A 9,238-nucleotide genomic window follows, 5' to 3' on the forward strand; every position below is an offset into this window, starting at 1 on the left:
TGGTGAGTGTAGTTCTGAGTTGTGCTCTTCCTAACTCCCCCATGGCCCCGCGCCGCGGCGAGGCCGGGCGGCACTTCCCCGCCGGCATCCGCGAGGGTGAGGTCCAGCAGTTGCAGCCCGGGACGGTCTCCCGCTTCCCCGGGCCAGCCGGACAGCTGGGGTTCGCCGTCCGCACCGGCGACGCCGATCGTATCGGGCGGCAGCCGCAGGCCGTGGCCTGTCGACTTCAGCACGGCCTCTTTCCTGGTCCACAGCCGGGCCCGCAGCAGGCGCGGGTCGGCTGCCTGCTCCACCAGGGTCCGCTCCGCGTCCGTGAGCATGACGGCGTCGATGTTGTCCTCCGGCCGAAAAGCGTCCGCCCAGGCGTCTTCGATGTCGACTCCGAGCAGCACGGGCCGGAAGGACAGTGCGGCCAGCAGCCAGCGGCCCGAGCGGGCGTAGCTCAGGCGGGCGGGGGCCGGAGCGCCGTCCAGCAGCAGGTGCGGCTGGCCATGCCGGCCATCGTTGCCCCGCGTGCATTGGCGGCAGTCGAAGGCGAGCCGCATCCGGTCGGGGTCGACGTTCAGTTCCCGCGCCGCCAGCAGGCGGACGGCTTCGCGGGTGTGGGCGCGGACGCTGGGGCGCCGGTCCGGCCCGCTGGCGGCCGGGAACCCGTTTGGCAGCTGCACCAGCTGCAGTATCACCTGGGCCTTCATGCGTTCCTTTTCCCTTTCCCCCACGACGGCGGGGCCCACCTGCGTCGGTGGGCCCCGCCGTCGTCATTCATGGCAGTAACCGGTTACCGCTGAACGGCACCGCAGCGGGCTGCGGCCAGCTCCACGGCCTGCGCCCGTGCCGCGGAGGCCTCGTCGGCGGTCAACGTGCGGTCATTCGCCCGGAACCTGAGCCCGAAGGCCAGCGACTTCTTCCCGTGCTCGATCCCGGGGCCCGCATAGACGTCGAAGAGGGCCACATCTTCCAGCAGTTCACCGGCGCCTTCACGCAGCGCCTCGCGGACTGCTTCGGCCGGAACCGACGAATCGACGACCAGCGCTACGTCCTGGGTGGAGACCGGGTAGGTGGACAGATGCTTGGCCACAATCACATCGGCGGCGGCCTCAAAGAGTGCCTCGCCGTTCAGTTCCATGGCGGCAGTCCGCGCCGGCAGGTCCCCGTCCTGGAGCAGCTTCGGATGCAGCTCGCCGGCGTAGCCGACGACCTCGCCGGTGCGCAGGGACAACTGCGCGGTCCGGCCGGGGTGGAAGGCCTGGTGCTGTCCCTGGGCGACGACCAGTTCAATGCCGAGGACGTCGCCGACGGTCAGTGCGGCGTCCAGTGCGTCCGACCATTCCCAGTGGCGGGGCGTGAACCCTGCGCCCGGTGCCGCCTCGTGCCCGATCAGGACCGCGGCCACATGCCAGGGCTGGTCCGGGATCCCTGCCTGCAGTTCCTCGAGCACCTCGTCCGACGGCCTGGCGCCCAGCGGGGGCAGGACCGGAGACCCGATCTTGTCGCCGGGCAGGAACACCAGGCCGCCTTCGTACAACGCCAGATCGCGGAAGCCGCGGGAATGGTTGCGCCGTGCAGTCTCCAGCAGTCCCGGCAGCAGGCTGGTGCGCAGGTACCCGAATTCGGCGGAGATCGGGTTCGCCAGCTTGACGGCGGCCGCACCGGAGCCGGCCTCGGGAGTTCCGAACGTTTCGTTCTGCCCGGTGGAAACGAAGGGGTAGCTGAGCACCTCGGTCAGGCCGGCGTCGGCCAGGGACTGCAGCACGCGGCGGCGCTGCTGCTGCCCACGGGACAGGCCGCGCCCCGGCGGGGCCACCGGCAGGGTGGCCGGAATCCGGTCATAGCCCACCAGCCGGGCTATTTCTTCGACCAGGTCCTCCTTGATGGCCAGGTCGGGCCGCCAGCTGGGCGCCGTGACGCGCAGGCCGCCGTCGTACCGTTCGAAGGAAGCCCCGATGCCGGTCAGAGCGGATTCAATCTGCCCTGCCGTGTACTCGAAGCCGATGAGGCGGGAGGCGAAACCGTCGGGCAGGTCGATCTCGACAGGTGCCGGACGTGACCCGACATCCGTCGCGGCGGTGTCGGCCGTGCCGCCGGCGAGTTCGACCAGCAGGTCCACGGCGCGCTGCGCCGCCTCATCCGCAATTTCCCAGTCCACTCCGCGCTCATTGCGCTTGGACGCCTCGGACGGCAGCTTGTGGCGGCGCCGGGTGCGGCCCATGGAGACGTCGTCGAAATGGGCGGACTCAATCAGCACATTCGCGGTTCCGTCCCCGACCTCGGTTTCGGCACCGCCCATCACCCCGGCCAAACCGATGGCGCCGCGGTCATCCGTAATCAGCAGGTCCTCGGTGGAGAGCCGGCGCTCCTTGCCGTCCAGGGTCACCAGGGTCTCGCCCGGATTGGCCCGGCGGACCACGATCGGGCCTTGGAGTTTGTCCGCGTCATAGAAGTGCAGCGGCTGGCCCAGTTCCAGCATCACGTAGTTGGAGATGTCCACAACCAGCGAAATGGAGCGCATGCCGGCCAGGCGCAGCCGGGAGGCCATCCACTGGGGCGTGGGCCGCGACGGGTCGACGCCGCGGACCGTGCGTGCCACGAAGCGGTCGCAGCCGGGCTTGCCGTAGACCGGGGACTGGTCTTCGAGCCGGACGGGGTGGCCCTCGCCGGCCGCTTCGGGAACAACGACGCGGCTGGCCGGGTCGACGAATTCGGTGCCGGTGGCCAGCGCGTATTCACGGGCCACCCCCCGAATGGAGAAGCAATAGCCGCGATCCGGCGTCACGTTGATCTCGGCCGCCTCGTCGGTCAGGCCGAGCAGTTCCATCGCGTCGGTGCCGATCTCCGGGTCGAGTCCCAGCCGGGAGAGCACGATGATGCCGTCGTGGTCCTCGCCGATGCCGAGCTCTCGGGCGGACGCGATCATGCCGGCGGACGTGTGGCCGTAGGTTTTGCGCGGGGTGATCCGGAAATCCCCCGGCAGCACCGCGCCGGGCAACGTCACCACGACCTTGTCGCCCACCTCGAAGTTGTGGGCTCCGCAGACGATGCCCTGCACGCCGGACGGGTCGATGCCGTCGCCGCTGAGCGGCTGGCCGGCGCCTTCGGGCGCCACACGCACCTGGCACCAGTTAATGGTCTTGCCGTTTGACTGCGGCTCCTTGACCAGGTCGAGGACCTGTCCCACCACGATCGGTCCGGAGATCGAATCGGACGGACGGTGAACGTCCTCTTCTTCGAGTCCGACCTTGACGAGGTCGGCCATAACGTCCTCGGCGGTGGCGTCTGCGGGAACCTGCGCGTACTCGCGCAACCAGGAAAGGGGAATACGCATAGTTCTAGATCTCCATCCCGAAGTGCTGGCTGAAGCGGATGTCGCCTTCGATCATGTCGTGCATGTCCGGGACGTCGTTGCGGAACATGAGGGTGCGTTCGATGCCCATGCCGAAGGCGAAACCCGAGTAGACCTCCGGATCGATGCCGGCAGCGCGCAGCACATTGGGGTTGACCATGCCGCAGCCGCCCCACTCGATCCAGCGGGGGCCGCCCTTGGCGCCCGGATGCCAGATGTCCATCTCCGCGGAGGGCTCGGTGAACGGGAAGTAGGCCGGGCGCAGGCGGATCTTGGCCTCGGCGCCGAACATCTGCCGCGAGAAGTGCTCCAACGTGCCGCGCAGGTCGGCCATCGTGAGCCCCTTGTCCACGGCCAGACCTTCAAACTGGTGGAAAACAGGCGTATGGGTCGCGTCCAGTTCATCGGTGCGGAACGTCCGGCCCGGGCACAGCACGTACACCGGCAGGTCTCGTTCCAGCATGGAGCGGACCTGCACCGGCGATGTGTGGGTCCGCAGCACCAGGTGCGCCTCGGGCGGTTCCACGAAGAAGGTGTCCTGCATCTCCCGTGCGGGGTGGTCCGGCTTGAAGTTCAAGGCGTCGAAGTTGAACCACTCGGATTCCACCTCCGGCCCCTCGGCGATCTCCCAGCCCATGCCGACGAAGATGTCGCTGACCCGTTCCTGCAGCGTGGATAGCGGGTGCCGGGCACCGGCGCGGCGGCGGCGCGGAGCCGCGGTAACGTCCACTGCCTCCTCGACGAGGATCTGCGCCTCCCGTTCGGCCTCCAGTTCGGCGGTGCGGGCGGCCAGCGCCTGGTTGATGCGCCCGCGGGCCGGACCCACGATCTTGCCGGCAGCCGCCTTGTCCTCCTTGGCCAGCTTGCCGATTTCGCGGTTGGCCAGGCTAAGCGGGGACTTCTCGCCGGCGTGGGCGAGCCGGGCAGTCTTGAGCCCGTCCAGGTCGGAGGCAGCCTTGAAAGCCATCACCGCCTGCTCGACGGCGGCGGCTACCGCGGCTTCGTCGAGGGGGCTCGGCACGGGTGGCTCCTGGGCTGGGGGTGTCACGTCAGACATGTGCTGTGGGGACCTCGGAATAGGTTAAAGGGATTCCGCCCGCGTACGGGCAACCAGTCCAGTCTAGTTCACGGGCCGGCACCGACCCGAAACGCTTACGATGGGCCCATGACGCCGTCCGAGAAGCTGCGTGCCGCCTGGAACCTGCTCAACGGCTCCACCCTGTTGGGGCTGGCCCTCGCCGCCGCGGTCCGCTGCAGCCTTCATCCCGGACCCCATGGCCTGATCCTGGCCCACGGCTTTCGGCCCGGGCTGCCGAAGGCCGCTGCCTTTACCGTGGGCAACGTGGTGCTGTTCCGCGACGCTGCGGCCGGGCTGGCCGGCAATCCGGTGCTGCTGGGCCACGAATCCCGCCACAGCAGCCAATATGCCTGGTGCCTGGGCCTGCCGTTCCTGCCGCTGTACGGCTTCGCTGCCGCCTGGTCGTGGTGGCGGACCGGCGACCCGGCGTCCCGGAACATCTTCGAGCGGCTGGCCGGGCTGCAGTCGGGCGGCTACAAGGAGCGGCCGGTGCGGCGGAGGCCTGGGCGGCGCGGCTCGCGGCCCGTACGGACGGCCGGCTGAATTTCCTGCGGAAGACCCCTCCTGCCCCTGTCGCCTGGTTCGAAGATGTGTTCTACTTAAAGCATGAGGTGGTCCTCCCAGCAAGCGGAACCAGGCGCACTGCTCCCGTTGTCCGGACTCGTCCGGAGCGTCCAGACCCCCGGTTTCGCCGGCATCACATTCCATGAGGTCATGGCCAAGTCGGCGCTGAACCGCGTGGGCGCCGGCTCGCGGATGCCGTTCGAATGGACCATCAACCCCTACCGTGGCTGCAGCCACGCGTGCGTGTATTGCTTCGCCCGCAAGACGCACAGCTACCTCGATTTGGACACCGGGCTGGATTTTGACAGCCAGTTGGTGGTCAAGGTGAACGTGGGCGAGGTCCTCCGCCGCGAGCTTGCCAAACCGTCGTGGAAGCGCGAACACGTGGCCATGGGCACCAACACCGATCCTTACCAGCGGGCCGAGGGCCGCTACAAGCTGATGCCGGAGATCATCAAGGCCCTGGCCGGGTCAGGAACCCCGTTTTCGATCCTGACCAAGGGCACCTTGCTGGCCCGTGACCTGCCGCTGCTGCGTGCGGCGGCCGGGGACGTCGAGGTCGGCATGGGGATTTCGCTCGCCATGACCGACGCCGGACTGGCGCGCCGTGTGGAGCCGGGAACACCCACGCCGCGTGCCCGGCTCGAGCTGATCGCCAAGCTCAGCGACGCCGGCCTGCCGTGTTCGGTGATGGCCATGCCGATCCTGCCCTGGCTGACGGACTCGGAGGACGCGCTCGACGGGCTGTGCGCGGCCGTTGCGGCAGCCGGGGCCACCAGCATGACGGCGGGCGCGCTGCACCTTCGTCCCGGCGCCAGGGAATGGTATCTGCAATGGCTGGCCAAGGAATACCCGCAACTTGTGGGCAAGTACCGCCGCCTCTACGACGGCGGCACGTATGCCGCCAAGGACTATCGGGTCTGGCTGGCGGACCGGGTCCGGGAAGCCAAGCGCCGGCACGGATTGGAAAACGCTGCCCGGCTGCGCGACGTGCCCGTGCGGCCACCGGCGGAAAGTCCGGCAGCGCCGTCGGGCACGCCGGCCGCAGCGGGACAGGCGACGTTGTTCTAAGTGTCCGGGCAACGCTTCGGCCCCGGCAGGACGACGGGTTCCGGCGGGAGCCGTTACGCGGGACGGGCGGCGGTGCGGCCTGCAGCGGTCAGCACGGCTTCGAGGATCGGAAAATCGGCGGGAATCCACGGCAGGGCCGCGGCTTCTGCCGCCTCCAGCCGGACCCAGCGCAATTCGTCGTGGTCTTGCAGCGGCTTCGGCAGCCCGTCGGTAATGTAGGCACACCATACGCGCATGGCCGCCGCCTCATTCAGCGGCCAGCCCTGCGGGAGCGGACCGGAGACTTCGACTCCCAGCTCTATTCCGACCCCCAGTTCCTCGCGGATTTCGCGGCGCAGGGCGTCTTCGCAGCTCTCCCCCGGCTCCACCTTGCCGCCGGGAAACTCCCACAGGCCGGCCAGCGCCTCCGGCGCGGTGCGCCGGGCGGCCAGTAATCTGTTCGGGGCGTCGCGGGCGTCGAGGATGGCTGCGCCGACAATCTGTTTCAGGCTCGTTTGCACGCGGTTCAGTCTACGGGGCGGGTCCGGCCCGGTTCCCACGGCCCCGGACTATGCCGCAGACCACAGGCCACACGGGTCCGGAATGGGATGCCGTGCCGTCGCGTTGCCGTACAGTGGCAGCCGGTGCCCGCAACTGCCGCCCGTGCCCAGGCCCCGGCATGCAGGCTTGCGCCGGCGCCCAGTTGTCCGTCCGACCGAAAGCCGATCATGAATTCCCCGACACTCGTCACCGCACGGAGGCAGACCGAAAACCGCCGGACGGCGTGGGCCATCGTCGCCTTGGCCATGGGCGGCTTCGGCATCGGCACGACGGAATTTGCCATCATGGGCCTGCTGCAGAATGTGGCGGCCGGCCTGGACGTCTCCATCCCGGAGAGCGGGCACCTGATTTCCGCCTATGCCCTGGGCGTGGTGGTCGGCGCGCCGCTGCTCGCAGCCCTCGGAGCCAAGCTTCCGCACAAGTACATGGTCCTGGGGCTGATGGTCCTGTTCACGCTCGGGAACCTCTCGTCGGTGTTCGCGCCCGACTACGCCACGATGCTGGCCACCCGGTTCATTTCCGGCCTTCCGCACGGCGCCTATTTCGGCGTGGCCGCCGTCCTGGCCGCCTCGCTGGTCTCGCCGACCCGCCGCGCGCAGGCGGTCGCCATGGTCATGCTCGGGCTCTCGGTGGCCAACGTCGTCGGCGTCCCGTTGGTCACCTGGCTGGGCCAACAGTACGGCTGGCGGCTGATGTTCGTGGCCGTGGGCATCGTCGGCGCGGTGACGATACTGATGCTCCAGCGCCTGGTTCCCTTCACCCCCGCGCACGCGGAGGCCGGCATCCGTCGGGAACTCGGCGCCCTGAAACGGATCCAGGTCTGGTTGGCGCTGTTGATCGGCGTGGTCGGCTTCGGCGGATTTTTCGCGGTGTATTCCTACATCAGCCCGACCATGACCGAAGTGACAGGCCTGGCCCCGGCCGCCCTGCCGCTGATTGTCGGCCTCTACGGCCTGGGCATGGTCGTCGGCACCTTCATCGGCGGCAAGTTGGCGGACCGCTCGGTGATGGGGACCATCTACCAGGTGATGGCGGCGATCATCGTGATTCTGGTGTTCTTTTGGGCGGCCTCATCCATTGCCGCCCTGGCGATTCCCCTCGTGTTCCTCCTGGGGGCCGCAGGATCGAGCCTGATCCCGGCCCTGCAGACACGCCTGATGGACGCCTCCCCCAACGCCCAGACCCTGGCCGCCTCGCTGAACCATTCGGCGTTGAACATGGCCAATGCCCTCGGCGCTTTCCTGGGCGGCCTCGTGATCTCCTGGGGCTGGGGATATGCCGCGCCGGCGCTGGTCGGCGCCGGGCTGGCATCCTTGGGGCTGGTCATCGCCGCTCTCAGCGGGGCGCTCGAGAAACGGCGCAGCCTCGCCTGAGGCGCATCTTGCGGCGGGCCGGCCGGCCAACAGCTACCCTGCAGGCCCGCGTCGACGCTGGGACCTCGCGGAGGCGTACAGGCAGACGGTGGCCGCCGTGCCGACGTTCAAGCTTTCGGCCTGGCCGTAAACCGGCACGGCGACCCGATGGTCCGCGGCGGCCAGTTCTTCCGACGACAACCCTTGGGCTTCGTTCCCAAAGAGCCAGGCGGTAGGCGCCGCGAGATCCGGCAGGCTGCCGGCCACGCCCTCGTCCCCGGCCGCGGGAGTTTCTCCCAGCCGGGCCAGGGCGCTGCGGTCCTGCAAATCGTCCAGATCGATGGTGCCGTAGCCGTCAGCTGCCAGCATGGTTGCGCCGGCGGCGCGCACGGCCGCCGCCACGTCACCGAAATCGTGACCGTTCACCACCGGAAGGTGGAAGAGTGATCCGGCCGTGGAACGGACGGCCTTGGGATTGTAGATGTCCACGCTGGAGTTGGTCAGGATCACGGCATCGGCGCCGGCGGAATCGGCCGCCCGCAGGATGGTGCCGGCGTTGCCCGGGTCCTGCACCCGGACCATGACCGCCAGCAGCCGGGGTTTGCTTTGCAGGACCTCGTTCAGCGGCCGGTCCAGGTAGTGGCAGACGGCCACGATCCCCTGCGGGTTGACCGTGTCTGCCATTGCCGCCAGCACCGCATCGGTGGCCAGCCGCAGCGGCACGCCGTCGGCGAGGTCCGCCAGTTCAGGCGACCGGTCCAGGCAGGCTTCGGTGGCGAAGACCTCGGCCACGATGCCGCTGTTTCCGGCGCCTCGATGCGCCCGGTGGGCGGACAGGGCCTCGCGGACAGCCTGCGGGCCTTCGGCCAGGAATTGGCGGCGCTTTAAACGCACCGAGCGCCCGGCAAGCTTTGCCACATCCCTGACCCGATCGGCTCGGGGGTTGGACATGATGGCTTGCGGGCGCCCGGTAGTGCTCATACAGCGACTATAACGTCGCCACATAAGCGTTTATGCATCCGGTGCTTATTCGGCAACCTTCTGGCGGGCCTCGCCGCCGGCGGGCTCGAAACCGGCAGCCTTGGCGGCCTCCACGGACTCGAACCAGTACACGGGAGTGGTGTTCTCGTACCAGGTAGAGCCCGGGACGTGGTACTTCTTGGACTGGTTGCCCTTGATGGTGTAGCCGGCGGGAGCGTCCTCGCCGTCAACAGCCTTCACGGCGCCGGCAACTTCTCCGCCTTCAGCGGCGGGCGCGGCAGCCTTGGCGGCGGCCGGAGCGGTCTTGGCGGC

The 9,238-nt window shown here is 69.0% G+C and carries 9 protein-coding genes; 3 read left to right on the forward strand and 6 right to left on the reverse strand.

The window, feature by feature from the left end:
- The 3 genes from AC5RUJ_RS06865 to pheS all read right to left on the reverse strand — a co-directional run.
- A partial coding sequence (locus AC5RUJ_RS06865) for a 4'-phosphopantetheinyl transferase family protein (protein WP_494155702.1) occupies positions 1-695 on the reverse strand: 695 nt, incomplete at its 3' end.
- Between the two features lie 83 nt (positions 696-778).
- Positions 779-3,322, reverse strand: coding sequence for a phenylalanine--tRNA ligase subunit beta (pheT, locus tag AC5RUJ_RS06870; RefSeq protein ID WP_494128335.1), 2,544 nt, complete (start codon positions 3,320-3,322; stop codon positions 779-781).
- A 4-nt stretch (positions 3,323-3,326) separates the two neighbouring features.
- A complete protein-coding gene (gene pheS, locus AC5RUJ_RS06875) occupies positions 3,327-4,397 on the reverse strand; it encodes a phenylalanine--tRNA ligase subunit alpha (RefSeq protein WP_494023835.1) in 1,071 nt (356 codons plus the stop codon).
- 108 nt (positions 4,398-4,505) lie between these two features.
- On the opposite strand from pheS, the gene AC5RUJ_RS06880 reads away from it, so the two are divergent.
- Positions 4,506-4,961: a hypothetical protein gene (locus AC5RUJ_RS06880; protein WP_494101474.1), complete on the forward strand. Its 456-nt coding sequence runs from the start codon at positions 4,506-4,508 to the stop codon at positions 4,959-4,961.
- 63 nt (positions 4,962-5,024) lie between these two features.
- Positions 5,025-6,053 carry an Rv2578c family radical SAM protein gene (locus AC5RUJ_RS06885; protein WP_494014155.1) on the forward strand — a complete coding sequence of 343 codons (1,029 nt, stop codon included), beginning with the start codon at positions 5,025-5,027 and terminating at the stop codon, positions 6,051-6,053.
- A gap of 53 nt (positions 6,054-6,106) precedes the next feature.
- Here AC5RUJ_RS06885 and AC5RUJ_RS06890 read toward each other — a convergent pair whose 3' ends face one another.
- On the reverse strand, positions 6,107-6,553 hold the full coding sequence (locus AC5RUJ_RS06890) for a (deoxy)nucleoside triphosphate pyrophosphohydrolase (protein WP_494002379.1): 447 nt from the start codon (positions 6,551-6,553) through the stop codon (positions 6,107-6,109).
- Between the two features lie 207 nt (positions 6,554-6,760).
- Here AC5RUJ_RS06890 and AC5RUJ_RS06895 point away from each other — a divergent pair, with 207 nt between their 5' ends.
- Positions 6,761-7,966: an MFS transporter gene (locus tag AC5RUJ_RS06895; protein WP_494014156.1), complete on the forward strand. Its 1,206-nt coding sequence runs from the start codon at positions 6,761-6,763 to the stop codon at positions 7,964-7,966.
- Positions 7,967-7,999: 33 nt separating this feature from the next.
- Here AC5RUJ_RS06895 and AC5RUJ_RS06900 read toward each other — a convergent pair whose 3' ends face one another.
- A complete protein-coding gene (locus AC5RUJ_RS06900) occupies positions 8,000-8,926 on the reverse strand; it encodes a TrmH family RNA methyltransferase (protein WP_494014157.1) in 927 nt (308 codons plus the stop codon).
- A 45-nt stretch (positions 8,927-8,971) separates the two neighbouring features.
- A partial coding sequence (locus AC5RUJ_RS06905) for a sunset domain-containing protein (RefSeq protein WP_494155703.1) occupies positions 8,972-9,238 on the reverse strand: 267 nt, incomplete at its 5' end.

The organism is Arthrobacter sp. Y3223164, from assembly GCF_059091005.1.

Bases quoted from the DNA above. Each gene is read 5' to 3' on its own strand.
- AC5RUJ_RS06885 (WP_494014155.1), top strand. From the start codon at position 5,025: ATGAGGTGGTCCTCCCAGCAAGCGGAACCAGGCGCACTGCTCCCGTTG.
- pheS (WP_494023835.1), bottom strand. From the start codon at position 4,397: ATGTCTGACGTGACACCCCCAGCCCAGGAGCCACCCGTGCCGAGCCCC.
- AC5RUJ_RS06895 (WP_494014156.1), top strand. From the start codon at position 6,761: ATGAATTCCCCGACACTCGTCACCGCACGGAGGCAGACCGAAAACCGC.
- AC5RUJ_RS06880 (WP_494101474.1), top strand. From the start codon at position 4,506: ATGACGCCGTCCGAGAAGCTGCGTGCCGCCTGGAACCTGCTCAACGGC.
- AC5RUJ_RS06900 (WP_494014157.1), bottom strand. From the start codon at position 8,926: ATGAGCACTACCGGGCGCCCGCAAGCCATCATGTCCAACCCCCGAGCC.
- pheT (WP_494128335.1), bottom strand. From the start codon at position 3,322: ATGCGTATTCCCCTTTCCTGGTTGCGCGAGTACGCGCAGGTTCCCGCA.